Source organism: Marinobacter sp., assembly GCF_041687235.1.
GTDB lineage: Bacteria > Pseudomonadota > Gammaproteobacteria > Pseudomonadales > Oleiphilaceae > Marinobacter.
Window position 1 is genome coordinate 16,555 of record NZ_JAWLCH010000005.1, and the last position, 19,866, is coordinate 36,420.

Annotated in this window: 18 protein-coding genes; 7 read left to right on the plus strand and 11 right to left on the minus strand. The window is 52.4% G+C overall.

The annotated features are described in order from the left end of the window. Nucleotides 1-578: 578 nt before the first annotated feature. The 6 genes from ACESMK_RS08610 to rdgC all read right to left on the minus strand — a co-directional run bounded on the left by ACESMK_RS08610 (nucleotide 579) and on the right by rdgC (nucleotide 6,524). A complete protein-coding gene (locus ACESMK_RS08610) occupies nucleotides 579-1,835 on the minus strand; it encodes a tyrosine-type recombinase/integrase (protein ID WP_372997250.1) in 1,257 nt (418 codons plus the stop codon). 274 nt (nucleotides 1,836-2,109) lie between these two features. Continuing rightward, on the minus strand, nucleotides 2,110-2,610 hold the full coding sequence (locus ACESMK_RS08615; RefSeq protein WP_372997252.1) for a hypothetical protein: 501 nt from the start codon (nucleotides 2,608-2,610) through the stop codon (nucleotides 2,110-2,112). 64 nt (nucleotides 2,611-2,674) lie between these two features. Next, the gene (locus ACESMK_RS08620; RefSeq protein WP_372997254.1) at nucleotides 2,675-3,913 is read right to left on the minus strand and encodes a hypothetical protein; all 1,239 of its coding nucleotides are present in this window, start codon (nucleotides 3,911-3,913) and stop codon (nucleotides 2,675-2,677) included. Nucleotides 3,914-4,245: 332 nt separating this feature from the next. Further along, entirely contained in the window at nucleotides 4,246-4,773 is a 528-nt protein-coding gene (locus ACESMK_RS08625) for a hypothetical protein (protein WP_372997256.1), read from the minus strand. 225 nt (nucleotides 4,774-4,998) lie between these two features. Continuing rightward, complete coding sequence (locus ACESMK_RS08630) at nucleotides 4,999-5,244, minus strand: hypothetical protein (protein ID WP_372997258.1); 246 nt, start codon at nucleotides 5,242-5,244, stop codon at nucleotides 4,999-5,001. A gap of 68 nt (nucleotides 5,245-5,312) precedes the next feature. Further along, the gene (rdgC, locus tag ACESMK_RS08635; protein ID WP_372997260.1) at nucleotides 5,313-6,524 is read right to left on the minus strand and encodes a recombination-associated protein RdgC; all 1,212 of its coding nucleotides are present in this window, start codon (nucleotides 6,522-6,524) and stop codon (nucleotides 5,313-5,315) included. Between the two features lie 168 nt (nucleotides 6,525-6,692). Between rdgC and ACESMK_RS08640 the strand changes: the two genes are divergently transcribed. Beyond that, nucleotides 6,693-8,192, plus strand: coding sequence for an ankyrin repeat domain-containing protein (locus ACESMK_RS08640; RefSeq protein ID WP_372997262.1), 1,500 nt, complete (start codon nucleotides 6,693-6,695; stop codon nucleotides 8,190-8,192). A 12-nt stretch (nucleotides 8,193-8,204) separates the two neighbouring features. Here ACESMK_RS08640 and ACESMK_RS08645 read toward each other — a convergent pair whose 3' ends face one another. From ACESMK_RS08645 to ACESMK_RS08660, 4 genes are all read right to left on the minus strand, one after another. Further along, a complete protein-coding gene (locus ACESMK_RS08645; protein WP_372997264.1) occupies nucleotides 8,205-9,557 on the minus strand; it encodes a hypothetical protein in 1,353 nt (450 codons plus the stop codon). Nucleotides 9,558-9,702: 145 nt separating this feature from the next. Next, the gene (gene umuC / locus ACESMK_RS08650; protein ID WP_372997266.1) at nucleotides 9,703-10,959 is read right to left on the minus strand and encodes a translesion error-prone DNA polymerase V subunit UmuC; all 1,257 of its coding nucleotides are present in this window, start codon (nucleotides 10,957-10,959) and stop codon (nucleotides 9,703-9,705) included. Nucleotides 10,960-10,985: 26 nt separating this feature from the next. Beyond that, entirely contained in the window at nucleotides 10,986-11,369 is a 384-nt protein-coding gene (locus ACESMK_RS08655; protein ID WP_372997798.1) for a LexA family protein, read from the minus strand. A 217-nt stretch (nucleotides 11,370-11,586) separates the two neighbouring features. After that, complete coding sequence (locus tag ACESMK_RS08660) at nucleotides 11,587-11,853, minus strand: hypothetical protein (RefSeq protein ID WP_372997268.1); 267 nt, start codon at nucleotides 11,851-11,853, stop codon at nucleotides 11,587-11,589. 294 nt (nucleotides 11,854-12,147) lie between these two features. Here ACESMK_RS08660 and recA point away from each other — a divergent pair, with 294 nt between their 5' ends. Both recA and ACESMK_RS08670 read left to right on the plus strand, forming a co-directional pair. Next, the gene (gene recA, locus ACESMK_RS08665) at nucleotides 12,148-13,203 is read left to right on the plus strand and encodes a recombinase RecA (protein ID WP_372997800.1); all 1,056 of its coding nucleotides are present in this window, start codon (nucleotides 12,148-12,150) and stop codon (nucleotides 13,201-13,203) included. 633 nt (nucleotides 13,204-13,836) lie between these two features. Then, nucleotides 13,837-14,880, plus strand: a complete 1,044-nt coding sequence (locus tag ACESMK_RS08670) for a hypothetical protein (protein WP_372997270.1) — start codon at nucleotides 13,837-13,839, stop codon at nucleotides 14,878-14,880. A 246-nt stretch (nucleotides 14,881-15,126) separates the two neighbouring features. Here the strand turns inward: ACESMK_RS08670 and ACESMK_RS08675 are convergent, their stop codons facing one another. Further along, nucleotides 15,127-15,732: a hypothetical protein gene (locus ACESMK_RS08675; RefSeq protein WP_372997272.1), complete on the minus strand. Its 606-nt coding sequence runs from the start codon at nucleotides 15,730-15,732 to the stop codon at nucleotides 15,127-15,129. A gap of 345 nt (nucleotides 15,733-16,077) precedes the next feature. Here ACESMK_RS08675 and ACESMK_RS08680 point away from each other — a divergent pair, with 345 nt between their 5' ends. The 4 genes from ACESMK_RS08680 (at nucleotide 16,078) to ACESMK_RS08695 (ending at nucleotide 19,860) form a co-directional block, all read left to right on the plus strand. After that, complete coding sequence (locus ACESMK_RS08680; RefSeq protein ID WP_372997274.1) at nucleotides 16,078-17,304, plus strand: DNA methyltransferase; 1,227 nt, start codon at nucleotides 16,078-16,080, stop codon at nucleotides 17,302-17,304. A 248-nt stretch (nucleotides 17,305-17,552) separates the two neighbouring features. Continuing rightward, nucleotides 17,553-17,810, plus strand: coding sequence for a hypothetical protein (locus ACESMK_RS08685; protein ID WP_372997276.1), 258 nt, complete (start codon nucleotides 17,553-17,555; stop codon nucleotides 17,808-17,810). Between the two features lie 225 nt (nucleotides 17,811-18,035). Continuing rightward, entirely contained in the window at nucleotides 18,036-18,323 is a 288-nt protein-coding gene (locus ACESMK_RS08690) for a hypothetical protein (RefSeq protein WP_372997278.1), read from the plus strand. A gap of 250 nt (nucleotides 18,324-18,573) precedes the next feature. Next, complete coding sequence (locus ACESMK_RS08695) at nucleotides 18,574-19,860, plus strand: tyrosine-type recombinase/integrase (protein WP_372997280.1); 1,287 nt, start codon at nucleotides 18,574-18,576, stop codon at nucleotides 19,858-19,860. Nucleotides 19,861-19,866: the final 6 nt, after the last annotated feature.

Below are 19,866 nucleotides of genomic sequence, written 5' to 3' on the forward strand. Positions count from 1 at the left end.
TAGCCTTGTGGAACGGGCACTGAGCGCGGCCGGTAGCGGCGTCTTGGTGTCCATCCAACACTGCCGCCACCCTGGCAACTCCAGTCCGAAAATTCCGTATCCCCCTATGCAGTCTTGATCTTACCGTCCTGCTCAATGACAGGCTCCTGAATAGGCCCAACGAAATAGCTCTTAATCCCGCACCACCGCTGTAAACTGCCATCTGTAAATCTGGCCCTTAGCTGGCCGTCCTTCTCGATAATCTCGCAGATGCGGAACCCGTGGCGCTTTTCGCACCAGTACCAGTAAGCTCCAGTCTCTGAAGGTAATTCAAAGTATGCATCCACGGGTCAGTCTCCGTTTGGGTTCAGTTGCGGGATCTTTCAGTTAACCGGTCTCATATTTCATCTCACTGAAGCGCTGATCCGTGCTGCCCCCCAATACAAGCTGAAACCGCCGGTAAGGAAGCATGCCAGGGACCAAAAGATCATCGCCTCCGGCAGTAGCGAATCAAATTCAATAGAGGAGGCGACTCACAGGTTAGAAGAACAGCTAGGCACACTTGTACCAACGACACGCCACTGATTAAGTCTGCTCGATTATATTTGGCGCCCCAATCCGGTTTTATATCTCGCCGTACTGCTCGCACTGACATAAATAGCCTCGGTAAATGCCACCGAACTATGTCCCAGGTCCTCCGAGACATGGCGGATTGGGCGCCCGGCTTCGATGTCCATTGAAGCTCCCGTATGACGAAGGTAATGAGTTCGATCGCATATCTGGTGCATCTCTCGAGCCTCCTCCATCTGCCCGTTTTTATCCAGGCGATCGGCTGCAAGCAAGAATGCTTCTTTCACCAGATTCTCAATGGCTCGCTTACCAACCTGACCACCCCCATGCCGGCGGGGAATCATTGGAACCTGTTCGCCCCGTTCCGGAAGAGGGGGTAAAGCCCGCCAGCGGCGAAATCGCTTGAGGTACCAAAGGTAGCCGGAGGGCAGGGGGATGTACCGAACCTTGTTTCCTTTACCAAGCACTTTCAAATGCCAGTACCTGACACCTCCAACCACTCTCTGCCGGAAGGCCCCCATAGTCGGATAGTACGTTTCATTGGTCAGCTCGTTTGTCTGCGGGGCCAATTCAGACACCCGGAGGTAAAGGCTTTTCATCGTGATCACGATGAACAGGTGTCGCTCGTACTTATCGTCTTCCTCGGCCGCCAGCAACAGGGTCTCTTTAATGTACTTCCATTGTTCATCAGTGAACCGCGGTGCCAGGACGTCGGCGTCCTCATCTTCAAGCCGGGTGCGACTGGCCTTTTGCTCTGATCGCCTGGCGTTGGCCATGGGTGAGCGATCCAGATACCCGCGGGCAACCATTGACCTGAAGAAAACGCTTAGAGCGCGGGTTGCGGCATCCAATGTCGCCTGCCTCATTCCAGCAACACCGTTACTGAAGAAGGGGCGCCATTGAGCCCTATTAACCCTCACTCCATCCTGAGTCTTGAACGCATTGGCAGGGCTCCCGGCAACCCAGTGGGAAGGCGGGCTTTTCAGAAACCGCATATAGGCGTTTATGTCTTCCTCATTGCAGCTTTGTAGAGAGCGGCCTTGCTCACGCCAGAGGAACAGCAAGAATCGCTGGATCTCACCTCGGAAGCGAGAATACGTCCCGGTGCTGGCACTGTAATCGATCAAGAATCGGGCCGTTTTCTCCCAGTCCTCAATTGCACCATTCGGGCACGAATCCAGAAAACTGGTGAGTGATGGGTAGTCCGCCAGCTCGCAGTTCCTGTCGATCAGGTTCCGGGCCGTGTCAAAAAGCGGATGTAGCAGGTGAGGGGGGTTGCTTGTCATTCGGTAATTTCGGTTCTTTCGAAGGTCGTTGCACTCGCTCGGCCAGCAGGTATAGTTCTCGTATCCCACCTGAAACACCCAGGTTCCTTCCGCATTTTCTTTGAAGCCAGATTCTCACCCCCAAGACGGAATAATCGCGTGATCTGCATATACCCTCAAGTATACGAAGATTCCGTAAAATATGCGGCGAATGGCATCAATTGCCCTCGTAGTTTTCAAAAACAGAAAAGGAGCACTGCGCGGGTGAACCCCGCGCAGAATTTGCACGATTAAATCAGGCAGTTTCGTAGATGGCTTTATCTACAGCTGCCTTTATCTCACCGGCATGGTGATAGTCATTGCAGTGAGTGGTGAACTTCCCGGCCGGGGTTGTGAAAATGACCCATGAGTGAGAGGTCAAGAACGAGTTGTACAGAAAGTACAAGCCGCCGATCGTCAATGGTCCAGTGAAACCAAACCAGCCTCTGGGCTCGCCGATCCAAAAGCCTATAGCAGCTACAAGACAGCCCAGCCCTACATAGTAGCCTTGTTGCTTCGAAGAGACATGGGAACTGACATGGGTAATGTCCCGGAGCCGAATAGGGTCTTTCTTTGAATCCGGATAAACCTTTTCGCTGGTGACCGTGATTGGATGCTTCAGATAGATTTTCTCCTCTGGCTTTCCCTCACTGCCAGTTAAGTCCGCGTTACAAAAACGGCAGACCTTTGCCTTGGCCTTAATTGTTTCAGCGCACATGGGACATTCCATTGTCGCTTGCTGATCTACTTCTGTCATAAAGATCCTTGCTGTGGGGGTGTTTACGTCGGCTTGCTGCCGTCTTGACAGTCCGAGCTTTTGCTCAGCTTTGACTGGGCGCCACTCGGGCGCCATGGGAATGTCGATCAGCCCGGCCCCGATATTCGGAGTCAGACTGTTCAACGAAATAGTGAAGGTCATCCACTGTTATTGGACAGGGAGGGGAATCGGGCCAGAACTCATCCGGGATCGAAGAATCTTTCTTGAGTACCACTTCCTCAGGCGGGATGCCGGCATTAATCAGATGATACCTATACGCAGACATGGCTGCGCCATGCCTGAGCGCCTCAGAGAGCTTTTCGTCCGTTACCGTGGAAAGCGTCCAGGTCCGAATAAGTGTGCGTCTCATGCGCTCTCCACCCTCGTCCTGAACCATTCCCAAAGACACCCTCCACCTTGGTTGGCGCTTTCCGGCGCCGCTCGCAAAAAAGATCAATAGATTTACGGCTCGAATGCCGGTTTCCAAAAGGGGGTTTCTTGCTGGCCTGAAGTTCTGAACCTCACTATAGGCGCTGCTCTGCCGGATCTCAGATATCAAATAAAGCCATGCCTGCCTGAGTGACTCTTCAATACTTCCCTGGCATTCATCGTCAGTCACCGAGTCTGTGAATATCCCATCTGCATGGAACAGACGTATGCGCCACTCTCCCCGCGCCCGGTAAATCTCTTTGGGGAGGTAGAGCGTTTGCCCTTCACAGTGACGCTTTCTGAACCTCAGTGAAAATCCGTTGAGGTAGACCAGCTTATGGGGGTGGGTAAGGTCATGTTGCTGAAGGCGGGCGGCCAGCAATTCCGGGTCGCCACCTGTTGTCCGAACGCGAGGTTTCCATGGCGTGGCCATGTACGAATCCAGAATCTCCGCAACGTCGATATGCTCCGGAATGGTAACAGGCATGGCCCGGATATCAGCCGGAACATCATCATGACTAAGAGGTTTTTGAGGGTGAACCCCCTGGGAACGTAGCCGATTGTAGTGCCGGCGCACATCAATTGCCTTCCGCAAGTGCTGCAACAAGACTTTTTGTAGCGACACCAGGTTGGACTGTTCACTCCGCTCACTAATCGACCCAGCATAATATTGGGTCCTTTGTAGATCGCCATCAGGTTGTTGATACGCATAGTAGCTGGTCACCACCACCTTCTTGTAACCCTGATAAGAACTGCGAGAAATCATTACTCCGGTCACACCGCAGTCAGTCATTGGGTCACGCTCACCACCTGGCGAGCGAGCTCTTTGATCAACAATGAAGCGTGAGGTCGAATCCTGGAGAAAGGCCTTCATCAGTTCGAAAGATGCCTTCAGGGACGCTTCAGACTCTCCCTCATAGTCTTGATCGTGGACGTATCGGGTGAAAATGTCGTTCTCACTGACAACGTATATCCGCCAGCAGCCGGCTTCTTCATTTCTTGAGATTCCGCGTGGTACCCACAACCGGCGGCCACTGTTCAGAGCAATCTCTCTGAAAGTAATGGGGAAGCCATTTACAGATAAATTCTTTGGTGGGCGAGTAAAATTCATCAGGCCATTTTACGGAAGGTGGGGATAACTGCGAGAGCAATATGGCGATTTAAAGCAAACAGTGGCGCGGGCCACAATAGCCCGCGCAAAGGATGTTAGGCGGGATCGAGTTCAGCGGAGTCGGAAATGGCTTCCTGAACAGCTGCTTTAACGATCGGACCATGTTCTCGGTTATTAAATGTCCAAACTACGGGGCCTGAAGCTGTAGAAAGCGTAACACTGGAATCCCACATTGTGAGTTGTTGGACAAACATAATGATTGCCATAACTACGCAAAACCCGCCAAAAACGTTACCATTCAAAGCGAAGGAGATAGCGGCCAGCACTACGAATGTTGCAGCTCCTCGCTTCAACCCTCTTTTTGGTGGAACATTAGCCCCTACACGCTGAATGTCCTTAAGGCGAACTGCAGTTCCTTTACCGCTAACCGGATAAACCTTTTGACTGGTTACCTTCAGAGGATCTTCCAGATAAATCTTTGGCTCCGAGGATTTGATGGACCCTTCAAACTCATGATTGCAGAACCGACAGACCGTGGCTTTTGCTTTCACAGTTTCCGCGCATTTTGGACATTCTTTCGTTTCTACACTGCCCTCAAGGGCCGTCTGAACTTCTGCAGTCATTTTTTTGATTCCTGTGTTATGCAGCAATGGCAAGCTTGTTCAGATGCAAATATTATAATATCAAAAGCTTTATGTCGATGACTGCTAGGTCGACTCAGACAAAAGTTTCCGGACAATATCAGTCAAAGCGGAAGACTTTCCTGAGCCTGTAACATGCCAAGCTATCGGCAAACCATTAGGGGTCTTGTTTTTCTTTTCTTCACGTTTTGACATAAACCGTTTCTCTCATTCGTCTGTGTCTGGCTCTACCAGAGTCGCAGAATCAATGGTGCATGGCGCCAGGAAATGAGCGCTACCACCATGAATATCCTGAACTCTTAGAAACCACCGCCAGCTCTCGATCACATGTTGTGGAGCGTGGCCGTCTATAAAAGCCGTATTCGAGTCGTCTGCTGGATCAAGTATACGCCGGACGATCACTTCGGCATCGCCACCGGGGCCCAAGGGTGTATCCCAAGGCTTGAGCACCATCCTGTAGACTTTTCCTACCTGAAAATCAGAAACTCTCACCACCTTGCCTCCTGAAGGGTGCGCCCGTGTCAGGAGGCCATGGCCGGCGCTTTCAGTACCTCTCGTACACCATCATTTCCTGCAGGGCTGACTACCCCTCTGCGCTCAAGCTCCTCAACCAAGTGAGCCGCCCGGTTATAACCGATCTTGAACTTGCGCTGAACGCCGGAGATAGATGCCCGCTGCTCGTCGACTACAAACATCTCTACTTCCGGATACAGGTTGTCTGATTGAGCCGGCGTGTCGACAGGCTGCGCGGGACCAGAGTCGTCTGACTCACTGGCTTTCTGGTAAGCCGTCAGTTCGGTGGCCGGTAAATCGGTCACAATCGCAGAATCGTCTTCACCCCCAAGAACCTCGAAGAGACCCGGAATCATCCGTGAAAGCTCAAGCGTCATCAAACCGAATGCGGCATCGAATTTGGCCAGAGCATCGTCTGCATCGACGTCATCCAGCTTTTCCTGGAAGGTCTCGCCAAACTTAAGGCCGGTAATCGCCAGCTCCTCGTTGAGTACGAACTTAACGCTGTCATCCCAACCCAGAGAGATTTTGGTGACTTGCATGCCGGCATCGATGTGATTCCGGATCTCGTCACTCCCGAGATCAATTCCATCGACACTGATTTTCCCACCTTCCTCGGACGGATCAACCAGAGTTGCCTTGGTACCGAGCGTAATGCTCTCAGGACGATCGATGGTCTCGTTCGCCCAACCGGTAAAGGTGAAGGCGGGGGCCTGCTGAACAACCGGAGGCCGAACGGGCAAAGATCCAAGGGACTTACGGAGTGCGCTGGCCAGCTCTTCAGCAACGCTTGCTGTGGCGTGATCAACTACCATAAATCCGTCTTTCGGGGAGAGGTAGGCAAAGGTGCGCTTGGTGCGTGAAAACGCCTTGGGGAGGCACTCGAGCATAATCTGCTCTTTGATCTCGTCCTTTTCCTTCTTGCGGACTTTGCGACCCTGTTCCGTCTCGATATCCTCGCAGCGTTCTTCTACCATCTCCTTGATGACCGGGCCCGGGAGGATCTTTTCTTCCTTCTTAAGGCAGATCAACATGCAGCCGCCAGCAGCATAAACCATATACTCACCCTTGTTGCCAAGGGGAGAGGCCCAACCCATGCGGGAAGTCTCCTGGGGGCCGCACGGCTTGAACTGATCCGCCCGAAGCTTTTGCTCAAGCTGGTCCGGATCGATAGTGATGGGTTTGGTGAATCGGAATACGCGGGCGTTCTTGAAAATCATTGGCAGTTCCATCCATTTGCTGAGATGCGGACAGCGATTCAGGTATCGCATTTGATATGATTACCAAGAATACTAAACAACTTGGTTTCAGGCTATACTTGAATTATCAATTATTGAAAGAATCAGAGACCCTGATCTTATACATGGCCTGTAAGTGGCAGAGGAATTATGCCGAGACCCCAGAAAACAAACTGCCTGCTCCTGGTGACCTTTGCATTGGTATTGACTGCATGCGCCGCCGGGCCGACCGTTCAAGAGCGTGGGGACGATCAAAGCCGGGCCCCGGAAGTTGCCATACAGAAAACCGAGCCGGGCAAGTTAAGCCCGGTAATTCAGGCGATCATGGACGGTGATGCCGGACGGTTGCGCTTGATTCTGGAGCAGGGTGGTAACCCCAATGCTAGCGAGGGCTTGTCGGCGCTTTCCACTGCGATCGTTTGGGGACGGGTCGATATGGTTGACGCGCTTATTAATGCCGGTGCCTCCATTAACAAGCCCTCTCCCGTTGGGACTGTACCCATCCACTGGGCGTCGGGCTTTTCGGCAAAAGAAGTGAACGGAGGCCTTGTCACGGAGTCAGAGCAGATTGATATCATCCGGCGCCTGATAGAGCAGGGAGCCAACGTAAATGCGAGGGATGGCAGCGGCGCAACACCTCTTTTCTGGGCCGCCGAAGCAGGCGCTGACAAGGCGGTGTCGGTTCTGCTCGATGCAGGCGCTCAACCCGGCGTCAAAACCAACGTGGGTACCACTGCGGCTATCGCAGCTCTGGAGGCCGGTCATTCTGAGGTTGCGGCCATGCTTCGTGACCGGGCGCCAACTGAAAACGCAAAAACCGAGCACTCAAACACAACTCTTGCAGAGGCAATCCTTTCAGGGGATCTCACCGCGGTTAAGGCGATTTTGGCCTCAAAGCCAGACCTTGCAGTCAGTCGATCGAAAAGGGGCTACACCCCCATCATCCTTGCCCTTACGAGGAAACAGACTGACATCGCTATGTTCTTTGCCAAAACCTACCCGGATTCACTGGCCATCCCAGGGCAGAGTGATTGGACCCCACTCCACTTCGTCTTCAACAGTCACAAAGAGTTTGCCTTCAACGAGCCGGAGCGCCGGGCCCTGGCCAAAGCAATGGCCAACAACGGCGCCCCGCTGGAAGCCCAGACAGACGACGGCATGACCCCTCTGCTTCTGGCTACCTACAATGCCATGCCTGACGGCGTTGAAGTGCTGCTGAAGGCGGGTGCGGATCCAGATTATCGTGCGCCCGGACGTGGCGTTACCCCACTCATGGTATCGGCAGTGACAGACCTGCGTTCCATGGAGTTGCTGTTATCGAATGGAGCCAATGTCGGAATCAAAGACGCTCAGGGGAGAACGGCGCTTCATTATCTCGCTCGGGGTAGCGAGTCAGTCTCACAGCAGCGGGCACCAGCCCTGGCTGAAATGCTGATCAGCAGCGGAGCGTCTATAAATGAGCAGGACGCTCAGCAAGAAACAGCTCTGATGGTTGCGGCACGCTATGGCCGCGCAGAAATGGCTGAAACGCTGATGGAAAATGGGGCCGATCCAACGTTGCGGAACAACCGAGGTGAAACGGCCGAGTTCATTGCTCTGGTTGAGAACCACTACCCGGTAATTGAAGCTGTTCGCCAGCGACAAGATTAGAACCAGAGCGGTTCACCACAGGGTGCCTCGGGTCGATGCCTCCATGGCTTTGATTTCTTTTCTGAGAAGGGGTTTTGTCCATGCTTTCGGCAAAAGGTCCCACCGGTAGCTAACATAAGGATCGTTGTGAGCATCTTGTTTCATGAGCGCTCGAGCTGCAGCTTTGATGGGCACCTCAAAACGCATTGCATGCATGCTGACCGATTCCTCCAAGAGAAAGTTAGACTTCATTCTGGTGTTGATCTGACCATACGTATCAACTGGTATCCGGTCCTCGTATATTTCAGGTACAGCGCCCAATAACATATCGCGATAACGACTCAGTAACTCCCTGATAATGACAGGCTCAGAAACGCCCAGCGCCCGGGATAAAATGTGTGGGTATTGATTCCTCAGCCGACGATCTACGGCCCAAAACGTCACCAGGCATTTGTCAACTTCCGTCATTTCAAGCCGATCTTGATGCACCAAACCCAAGAGGCCATGATAGGCCCACTGCAATTCCTCCATGGGTCGCAATCCCTGGCTCATAGGCCAGAGCACTAAATCAGCGATCTCCCCCATTGCGGCAACAATGCTCTGCCAATTCATGCGCTCAATAATGCCGGTGTTGAATACAAAATCCTCTGCGTAGCGCCTTTGCTCTTTCGTAATGGGACCAAGCTTATTTAACTCCCTCTCAACATCTTCCGAGTCTTCTCCAAGAGCGTTAGCGACAGGCAACACCCCACACTTCTCCGTAAACCCAATGATCAGCGCTTCTGAAAGCGTGTACTTCTTGCGATGGTCTGAGCTTTTAAAAATTTTCCGATTTTGTTTGGGATCTTTAACCCGTTGCTCAAGAAGCGCCTTATCTTCTCTGCTGAGCACGCCAAACCCGGAATTTTCGAACAGCCAGTCAGCAGCGACTCTGTAATCTTCCTGCGTTGGAGTTCCCAAAATTTTTGCTCGCTTTCTCACTCCTTCAGCACCCCTGGATAAGAGGTCAGCGCATTTCTGGTAAGTCATGCTTGGAAGTTCCGATTTGACTCGGAGCAGCGCGTCTTCATCCTGCGTGTAGTCCCGGTGGTATTGAGAAGGGATTGGTACCTCAAGGCGCTTTGCTTGCATCCGGACTGCTTCTTGAGACCGCTTCAATTGTTCAGCGCAGTACTCAACACCGTGTACGGGCAGGTTAGTCTGCAAAAACGCATTGTCTTCATCGCTCCACTCACCCTTCTTAGGCAAGCCAAGCGCCCTGGCTCGTCGCAGTATCGAGCTTTTAGTGCGTCTTAGAGACGCTTCAAGCTCGCAAACCAGCATTTGGTGCCAGTTCGTTAACAAGAAAAAGTCGTCTTCATCGGACCAGGGGACGTGTTTCGCCATAGTGCGCCAACTCCTGCACCAAAATATAGTTTATAGCTATACCTTAACCTATTTAAATCAATAACATAGTAACTTTTTGTTCTTCGTTTTTGTCCGGTTCAAGTTGTCCAGAATTGCACAAAACCTCAACGCCAATTCTGTTGAATTACCGGGCCTTGGGAATATCAGTCCATCTTGTTGTGTAGGCCGGGGACAAATTCCGCCTCTTCAAAGCCCACTGACCTTTGCCTCCCGAGTTGCGGCCAAGCTTCAACGTCCCGGCTCCATTCCTGGAATTGATAGTGTCCATCAGGTGCATAAGGGCTTCGTCTTTGCTCGAGTCAGATACCTCGCTAAAGAGATCTTCCTGTTCATTACCTGGAGCCCGGAAGTCTCCCAGCATGATTCCCGCCTTGTTGTAACGTAAGCCCGACTTCCAGATCTTGCGGATCAGGTTCAGGGACTCCTGGATAATGACTCGGGTGTCCTGTGTGGCATGCGCCAGTGGAGTGCCAGCCGAATTTGAATAGCGTTCGACGCCGGCAAAACGACTTGTGGATAGGAAAGCAGTGATATGGGCTGTGGCCTGGCCTTCGCCCCTGAGCTTTTCGGCCGCCCGGGTGGCATAGCTCGATACCGCATCCAGCATGTCCGCCAGCTCGGTTACTGGAGAGCCAAACGACTTGCTCGAAATGATCTGCTGCTTGGTAGGTGGTACCGCTTCCATCTCCTGGCAGGTAATCCCGTTTAGCTCCCGGACAGTGCGCTCAACAACGACTGAGAATTCCTTGCGAATCCACGTCGTCTCAGCATCCGCCAGCTCCAGCCCAGTTCGTATGCCTGCGGAATTCAATCTGGCGCTTAGCTTCCTGCCAATGCCCCAAATATCCTCAACCGGCGTCAGGTTCAACAATTTCCGTTGGCGCTCCCTGTTGGTCAGGTCTACAACACCCCTGGTCCCGGGGTACTTCTTGGCGCCGTGGTTAGCCAGCTTCGCCAGGGTAGGGGTCGGGGCAATGCCAACGCAGATAGGGAGACCGGTATAGAGAGCAACCGTCTCTTTGATCGTTCTCCCGAATTCCTCAAGGTCCACTGCAGCATTAATGCCGGTGAGGTCCATGAACGCCTCGTCGATACTGTATGGCATCACCTCAGGCGCCAACTCTTGTAGGGTCTGGATAAACCGGGCCGACATGTCTGCGTAGAGCGCATAATTGGAGCTGCATATTTCCAGCCCGTGAGATTTCTGCAGGTGTCTCACCTCGAAGACCGGCACCCCCATCTTAATCCCAAGAGCCTTTGCTTCCGGAGACCGAGCCACCACGCAGCCGTCGTTGTTTGAGGCGACGACTACCGGCCTGTTGCGGAGTTTGGGGTTGAATAGCTGCTCGCACGCGCAGTAGGCCGAGTTTATATCTGCCAAACCCCATACGGTTTTAGTGGGGGTGCTCATACGTCCAGCGTGGAGTGAATTACGTTCCGGACAACACCAAAAATCTGGAGCTCGCTGCCGTCTTTGAGGTGGATATCCTGATAGTCGGGGTTCTCGGCACGCAGAACCGGCCGCTCAGTATCCGAGAGATCCAGCCTCTTGACCGTGAACTCTCCATCAACCACCGCAATGACAATGCGGCGGTGAGTCGCGCTCAGGCTACGATCCACTACCAACAGGTCGTTGTCATAGATCCCAATTCCGCGCATAGAGTCGCCCTGGGCGCGAACAAAGAACGTTGCGGCCGGTTTCTTTATGCAATAGTCGTTGAGGTCCAGCGGCCTCTCTGCATAGTCTGCAGCCGGTGAGGGAAAGCCTGCCGGTACTTTGTCTGAATACATCGTGGACACAGCTTTTGTGTCAATTGCGGGGATATCAAACGGGGGTCTCACTGCCTGCTCCTTTACTGTCTATGCATACAGTATACGGTGCATTGCAGAGCTTTCCGAGTGCCAGATTTGAAGCCCGGGGCACAAACCATTTTGCCTGTCTCGACAGGCCTAAACTGGAGCTCCATAGAGCGCCACACTCAAACGCTTTTATGGCTATCCGGCAACTTCAGCGGCGTGCCCAAAAGCGTGCTTTAAGGGCTCTGGCAAGCTTCCTCAAAAAGACAGCATCACCAAATAAGAGGCCGCCCAGAAAGATCAGGTTTTCCTTGTGCTGCGCAAGAGCGATACCTTGATCTGGATTTCCGGTCTGCCCCGAAATCATCCCCACAGTGACCGCGGTTACCCACAAGAGGAAAGCAGTGAGCACGCAAAGCTCGAACAGATACTGGTTGGAGAAGTCCTGGTTCTGATTGGTTGTGACAGTGCGTTTCATGGGCTTGTCTAAATGTGCAAGGAAGTTTCGTGCAATATAACTAGATGACTTGACCAAGTGTATAGGTTGTTATCACTACTGCAATAGATGTCTCAGAAAGCTTGAAAAATGCTCTCAGGCGGGTCTGCCGAGAAGGAAGAAATAGTGGAGTCCAACAACGGTTTGGAGACCGCCAGCTACTCAAGACAGTGTATTCTCTGGTCTGCACAACCTTGCAGATTGACTGAACAAAGAAATTAAATTATCATTTGTATTGAAGGTTAGGACCAAACAGGAGAAATACAGATGACCGATATGAAGAACGAATCCCGCCAGAAGGCACTTGCTGCAGCCCTGGGGCAAATTGAAAAGCAATACGGCAAAGGTGCCGTTATGAAAATGGGCGATCAACCCCGAGTAATGATGCCATCTGTCTCTACCGGATCCCTCGGGCTGGATATTGCGCTGGGTATTGGCGGCCTGCCATACGGCAGAATCTGCGAGATCTATGGCCCGGAAAGTTCCGGTAAATCAACAACTTGCCTTCAAATTGTAGCAGAGGCACAGAAGGCGGGCAAGACTTGTGCGTTCATCGACGCCGAACATGCTCTTGACCCGATTTATGCCGAAAAGCTGGGTGTAAACATTAATGACCTGCTTCTTTCCCAGCCCGACACCGGTGAGCAGGCCCTCGAAATTGCGGACATGCTTACACGATCCGGAGCCGTGGATGTGATTATCGTCGATTCGGTAGCTGCACTGGTTCCAAAGGCCGAGATTGAAGGCGAAATGGGCGACAGCCATGTTGGCCTTCAGGCCCGCCTTATGTCGCAAGCTCTGAGAAAGCTTACCGGTCACGTTAAAAACTCCAACTGCTTGCTGGTGTTCGTTAACCAAATACGAATGAAAATCGGTGTTATGTTCGGCTCGCCAGAAACCACAAGTGGCGGAAATGCCTTGAAATTTTATAGTTCTGTGCGCCTGGATATCCGCCGGATTGGTGCCGTAAAAGAAGGTGATGACATTGTTGGCAATGAGACCCGCGTAAAGGTCGTGAAAAACAAGGTGTCACCGCCATTCAAGCAAGCCGAGTTCCAGATTTTGTACGGCAAAGGCGTTAACCGTAACGGCGAAATCCTCGATTTGAGTGTCCACACCGGCCTGGTCGAAAAATCCGGTGCCTGGTACGCCTACAACGGGGACAAGATCGGACAGGGCAAAGCCAATGCCTGCTCTTACCTGGCAGAAAACCCGGAGGTTGCTCAGCAACTGGAAGCCCAGATCCGTGACCGGCTGCTGCCGAAAGTTGGCCCGGAAGAGAAAGCTCCGGAGCCAGAGACAGCCGGAGAACATCAGGAAGAGTTTGCCTGAGAAGCTTACAGAAAGACGTAGGGCTTTCAGAGATTGGCGCTATTGATGCGAAAACCTCAACGGCGCCTATCAAGCGGAAGCCCGGATAGGAATTGGGTGGTTATGAAGACAGGGAAAGGCCAGTGACCGCGGGTTGCTGGCCTTCCGGGAGGACAAAATATAGTGTTTGACGGTGGGCTTCTTGCCCCCTTGCTTGTTGTTATGGCCGCCACAAAAGCTCGACGCCACTTTCAATGATGTCGACGTCAATTTGATCTGGATATTCATTGTCTTTCCGAGAAGCCCAGAGGGCGAGCTCATTTGCAAGCCAAGACTGGACGTCTTGATCGGTTATTTTGTGATAAACCTTAAGTCGGTAAACAGCAGAGGCAAAGGGAGATCTTGTAGGCGGCATTTTTGAGCTTTTTAGCTGAGCCTGTCTCAGGTGTGTAGCGTCATAGCAGCCAGAGCAGATAAATGCGAGACGCTTTAACGTAGCTATCCTCGATTTGTCATCATGGTAAAATCGAAGCTCTACTCTAAATTTATGGGCCCGTTTGCCAAATAGGTGTGGTTATGGTTCACACTCCTTATTATGAAAAGGTACACCGACACGTTTTGGTGGGGAAGGGTGCCGTACACAATGGCGTCGACATGAATCCCTCGATCTGCCTGGGCCTCTATCTCGACAACAACCGGAAATCTCCGCCAATCATCGAAATGTTTTACCTTACCAACCGGTATGGCCGGCAGGCAGGGATGCATTTCGACAAGTTCATTCCTCAGATCCTCCCAAAGCGACAACTTCCAACGAATCCTCTTGGTAGAAAAATATATTCGGCAGGAATGGCTCTTGGTCTGGACCGGAAGCAGGGAAGGCAGGGGGTTTCGGTATTTGACGGTTACGTATCCGGTCGAGTCGAATCGATGGTTGAAGGCGTAAAATCTAGCGCCAAGCGAATTCCGGTGGGGACATACTCTACCTGGATCCAAACTGTGTCCGGAATCGATGACATGACGCCTGGTGGTGCAGCGATGCCAGACAAGAAACAAAACGGAGCAGGGGACGTGGCCAACGATGCAGCCGGCATTCTACCTGCCCAACCTTTTGGCACCATTAAAGGTATTTTGGACCTCATAGAAAATGGCCCATCATTCTCATCAGCTACGGCAAAGCTCACCGGGGATCTATTGATTCAACTCCGTCATATATGGGTGCAAGCCAAAGAGGAGCAAAACCCTGTAGCGGGAGAGGCGCTCAACTACATCAAAGCTCAAGCGCAGCTTCTGGCAGATCACATCGCACACCCGGAAGATGTGATCAATATGGGACGCGAGATACAGTCTCTGGTCGATCAGATTGAGTACCTGTCATTTTCACTTGAAGATGTCCGGATTCTGACAATCGATATCGAAAAGCCACCAGCACAACACCTAACAAAGAACCCATATAACTTTGACCATGATTTTAAGATTTTCGGGCAGCTCTGGGGATGGTCAGAAAATGGGGAGGTGGCAGACCTTATGTGGCTCGACCAACAAGCGCTCGAGGACTTTGGTTTTGGTAAAGCTCCGGAGGAGTTTCGGAATTACCAAGCGTTGATGCCAAAGAACGTTCGTGAATACCAGTTGAAGGGAAACATCCTGCCGGCGATGAATTCAGAAGGGAGTTTTAGTAAGGGGCCATCAGGTCCGTGAGGAGAGGATTTTATTACATCAGTAACTCCACACTCTAAGTCATATAATCTAAATTGTATGACAGAGCCAGATGTAAGATCTAGGGCAGTTCCGATAATTCCGATTTAAGCGAGAGTCAAGAATGAGTGATCAAATCAAGCAATCAAAACCTATGCCAGGAATGGCTATGAAGCCTACCCGTTCTGTCTCCGGGGCTACCGGAACGGGTAAATCAAACACTCTGCTCAAAGTTCTGATGCACAGACTTCAACGTAGCGAGTCCCTACCGCATTTACCTCCGTGAAGAAGCATGTCATTCTTCACGCTTCCATCAACCACCAATTTCACCCGGCAATAATACGTTTTGTCGCCACTGCGTCCTGTTTCGTGGGTGTAGTCCTGCAGGTAAACATTCGGGCCCTGACTTGCCAGGCTATAAGCGCTTGATGCCTGCGATTGAGCAGAAGTAGCCTTGTTGTACGCCGCATCCGCCCTAGCGTAAGCCGAATTGGCTCGACTAAGCGCTGTGTCAGCGGTAGCCTGTGCGCCTTGAGCCGCGCCCAAAGCATTACTTGTGGCTACTTCGTTGTTTTGAATGCGGGTAATCAGATCCTGCATGCTCGTATAGTTGTTCTCAACCTTTTGGGTCAAGTTCGTCACTTGATCCTGCATCTGAGAGAGGTTCGGAGCAGTCAGTGATGCCAGGTCACTAAAAGACTTGCTTCGGTATCCTCTGAGGCTGCCGTCTTCGTTTCCGCCGGTAGCATCAACACCCCCGGCCCGCTCAACTTGATAAATGCTTTCAGCGCTCGCTGCAAACGCTGCGGTCGCTGCCAAGCAAAAAACAGAAACCCGAAGAATATTGGTCCGCATATCGTATTCCCTGACGTGGAGAATTGATCTAATAAACTCCATTATAGTTCAACCTACCTGCCCGGACAAGCCTCTGTCATTGAATTTGAACCACTCCGCAATCTGGTCTTTTAGTGGATATAGAAATATCATAATCAATCACTACGAATTCAGTAAAGATATCGTCTGTGTTTTTTTACCTAGATGATACGGCACTCAAACTGAATTCAGATGGCTTGTTTTCGAAGCCCCCCCCTTCCCAAAGTAATCTATTAATCAAATGCAATAATAAAGTTATATGACACTTGATAACATGCAGGAAGTATTGAAGAATATGCTAAGGTTAGGATGAATTAGGAGTGTGACGTGCAGCTTTCGCTATTCAACGCTGTAAAGACTGTCTATGCCAAAGCTGAAGGTCCTGTCGACAATGCCAGCCTCTACCGTCGTGTGTCACGAGAAGCCGGAATACCATTGGATGTGATGAATGAGCGTGTACCGGTTGGCGCTGAGGGCTCACCCAGAAGCACGCTTAAGCGAGAGATCCGCTGGCACCAGCAGACCTTGAAAGCTGCCGGGCTGCTAAAACGTACAGCGACTCGCGGTGAATGGACTCTGACGGGTAAAGGTAAAATCAAACTTCGCCAGGCGCAGCCCAAGGCGTCAATGGTAGCGTTCTCAACTAAACTCGGCGCGGCCCTCTGGTCAATAAGCAGTGACGTGTTTGAGTCTATAGACACACCTATAACACTGTGTCTGACGTCACCGCCCTACCCGCTCCGGGAATCCCGGGCATACGGCAACCCTTCATTAAACGAGTACATCGAATTCATTGTGGACAGCATCCGCCCAATCGCCAGGAACCTGGTGGCCGGTGGCAGCATCTGTCTGAACGTATCCAATGACATATTTGAGCCCGGCAGTCCTGCGCGATCGCTATACCGAGAAAAAATGGTAATAGCGCTGGCGGAAGAGCTCGGTCTCTGGAAAATTGACGAATTGGTATGGGAGAACCCTTGCAAGCCGCCCGGGCCGGTGCAGTGGGCCAGTAAAACCCGCCAGCAACTGAACGTTGCCTGGGAACCGATATATTGGTTCAGTAATGACCCTTCCCAGCTCATCTCCGATAACCGCCGGGTTCTGGAGCCGCACTCAGAGCGTCACTTGTCTCTGATTCGAGCTGGCGGTACCAAAGAAGCCAAATCCTATTCTGATGGAGCTTACAGCCGCCCGGCCGGAGCGTTTTCAAATGAGACGCCGGGGAAGATTCCGAAGAACATTCTCCGGTTTCCTCACAACTGCCCTTCTCAGTCTGCCTACAAGAAGGCGGCGAAGGCCGCAGGATTACCGGTACATGGAGCCCCGTACCCACTGCGCCTCGCGGAGTTTCTGATTCGACTGATGTCGCGGGAGGGTGACCTGGTGGTAGATCCATTTGGCGGGAGCCTGACCACGGCGGTCGGGGCTGAGAACGCCAACCGGAGATGGCTGATTACCGACTGCATGCATGAATATGTCCACGGTGGATCGTTCCGGTTCGCCGGTAATCCATCTCTCATGGTTAATCCTGAGTTCTTAGCCTGCGTGGCTTAATGGGAGAGTTGAAGTGGTGATCTGGGGTAGCGCATCTGAGCACGAACGGTACATGGTCAAAGCACCCGGCAGAAGTCGCCAGATTTGCAGCTGCGGGTGTAAGCAAAGGGCAACTCATGTGGGTATGGCCAATGGTGTAGCCCTGACATCCGGTTGTGAACTGCGTGTTCGCCGCTGGGTTCGAGACGGTAAGTAACCGCAAAAGGAAAGAGTAATAGGTATGTCTGGCACAGTATGGGAGTAGCGGAATGTTTGTAAACGTCCCCGAGTGTGTGCACGCCGGCCTCGACCCGAAGAAGGTAGAGCGAATTGCGCAGGGTCTTAGCCGGTATTTGCGTGAGGCCGACAGTCTTGGCATTGAGCTATTCGGAGGTTCGGGCACCGGCTCCCTCCGCTTTGATGATGGACAAGGCCAAAAATTGGTACTGGCCTACGTCGACGGTCACGTTGATGGGGGTGACGGCGGCACGTCGACAATGGATGGAGGGCTGGAGCGTGGCGAGTGAACTCAGAGGAGATTTCCGCTACGGGCTATATCTGAACCCGCAGCCACAGGATCCGGTCGTTGATTGCCGGGAAACTGCCGAGGCCGAGGCCAGGCAGATGTCACTGGCCAACAACGGCACACCGGTAGCTGTATGGGATAGCAGCGATCGGACAATCAAGTTATTCGCTGGATACGAGGTCTTTGAACCTGTCCGGCACTAAACCGCGTTGAGCGGGAGGTGAATATGCATCTGAATTCCTACGGCGACACCATGCTTATGGCCATCGAGTGGGCCCTGCAGGATCGTGAAACATTTCTCGATGCCATCAGCAACTGCACGCAAGCCGAGAAGGATGAAGTTGAGCGTCAGATTCGGGCACTTCACCGGCTGAAGAAGAAACTTTTCCCGGGGAAGAAAACAGAACTTGAGGCCAAACTGGAGAAAACCCGGGCGGTAAGTATCACGGAACTTCAGCAAATGGTCCGAGACGGAATGATCGAAAACCGCGCCGATAGAGAGCCACAACAATAATGGGACGTTCTACGCCGGTACGCGCCCTGTACTGCTCCAAATGTAAAGCAAAATGGAGCTATATGTACGCCCGGAGCAATTTCAGCCCCACGTTCTGGCGCTGGTTCAATGTCGAGGTGGTTAAGACTCGGGGCCAAGGTGTTCTGTGCCGCTGCAATACCTGTGGCCATGAATACGTTTCCCGGGGCCGGGCTGCCTACGCCAGAATCGCTGCCATGAAAGCAAAACAACAAGATTCGAGATCCTGAAAATGAGCAGAAAAACTTTCCCGGGGCACCCTCTGTTCGATACAGCCAAGTTGCTGGAAGGTCAGATAGACAGCCTGGAGGACTACCCTACCCTCGATCAGTTTCTTGATAGACAACACCCCCAGGCCCGAGCTGATTGGCTCGAGGCCGCGAAGTTCCTGAGTAAGCATACAGCTACCCCGGGCTCATTCGCTCAGTTCCGCGGTGAAGCGCAGAGGCTCCTGAATTTCGCATGGTGCATTCGGGGTAAGTCGCTCAAGGAGCTGAATGGGGACGACATTGATGCCTACATCAATATCATCAAGCGACCGCCAAAGAACTGGGCGACGACGCCAGAGCAAGGCCGGCTAAGAGGTTTCGTGACACGCGGTGGGCGCCGGGAAGCAAACGATCAATGGCGCCCCTTCTTCGATGCAGGGAAGGTTCGCAAACAAAGCACGATCGATGCAGCAGTTGCCAGCATATCCATCTTCTTCAAACGGCTAACCATTACAGGATATTTGAATCGCTCTCCCATGCTCGAGGCAACCAAGAGGGTTCAGAAGGCCAGCAAGGCAGAAAGAGCTGGCCGCTCACCCATGTCGCCAAAGGGCCGCAAAGCCACGGCACCACGATTAACATCCGATCAGTGGCGCCATGTCCATGACACTCTGCTGGCGGCGGCCGACCAGGACAACTATTACGAAATCAATTTGTTCATCGTTGTCACTATGAAGACTCTCTACCTACGAGTTTTCGAGCTTGCCCCTCATGGAGATCCCGACTCCGAACAGTATGTGGCTCCGACGATGGGTGACTTTCAGATAACGACACTTGGTAATACCCGATACTGGGAGTTGAATGTGTCAGGCAAAGGGGACAAGGACCGGGCAATTCCATTGCCGAAGGCCTATATCCCTTACCTGAAACGGTACCGTGAATATCGAGGCCTTCCTCCAATGCCCTCACCCGGGGAAACATCACCGTTAATTGCGAAGCGAGGAAAAGAAGACCCCGTACTCAGCAAAAGGACTGTCGAGCGGATTGTCGAAGAAAGCATGACACTGGCAGCAAGCCGGTATGTCGATATGGGCATGCCGGATGCGTCAGCCGAACTCCTGCAGACCGCGAAGAAAACTCACATTCTCCGGCACACCGGGGCCTCGATGGACATCATCGATAACAAGCGCCCACTGAGGGATGTATCGGAAGACTTGGGCCATGAGTCAGCAGCATTTACTGAATCTGAATACATCGATGCAGATACCGCTAAGCGATATGAAAGTGGCTACGTGCGAGGGATCTTATGAGACGGC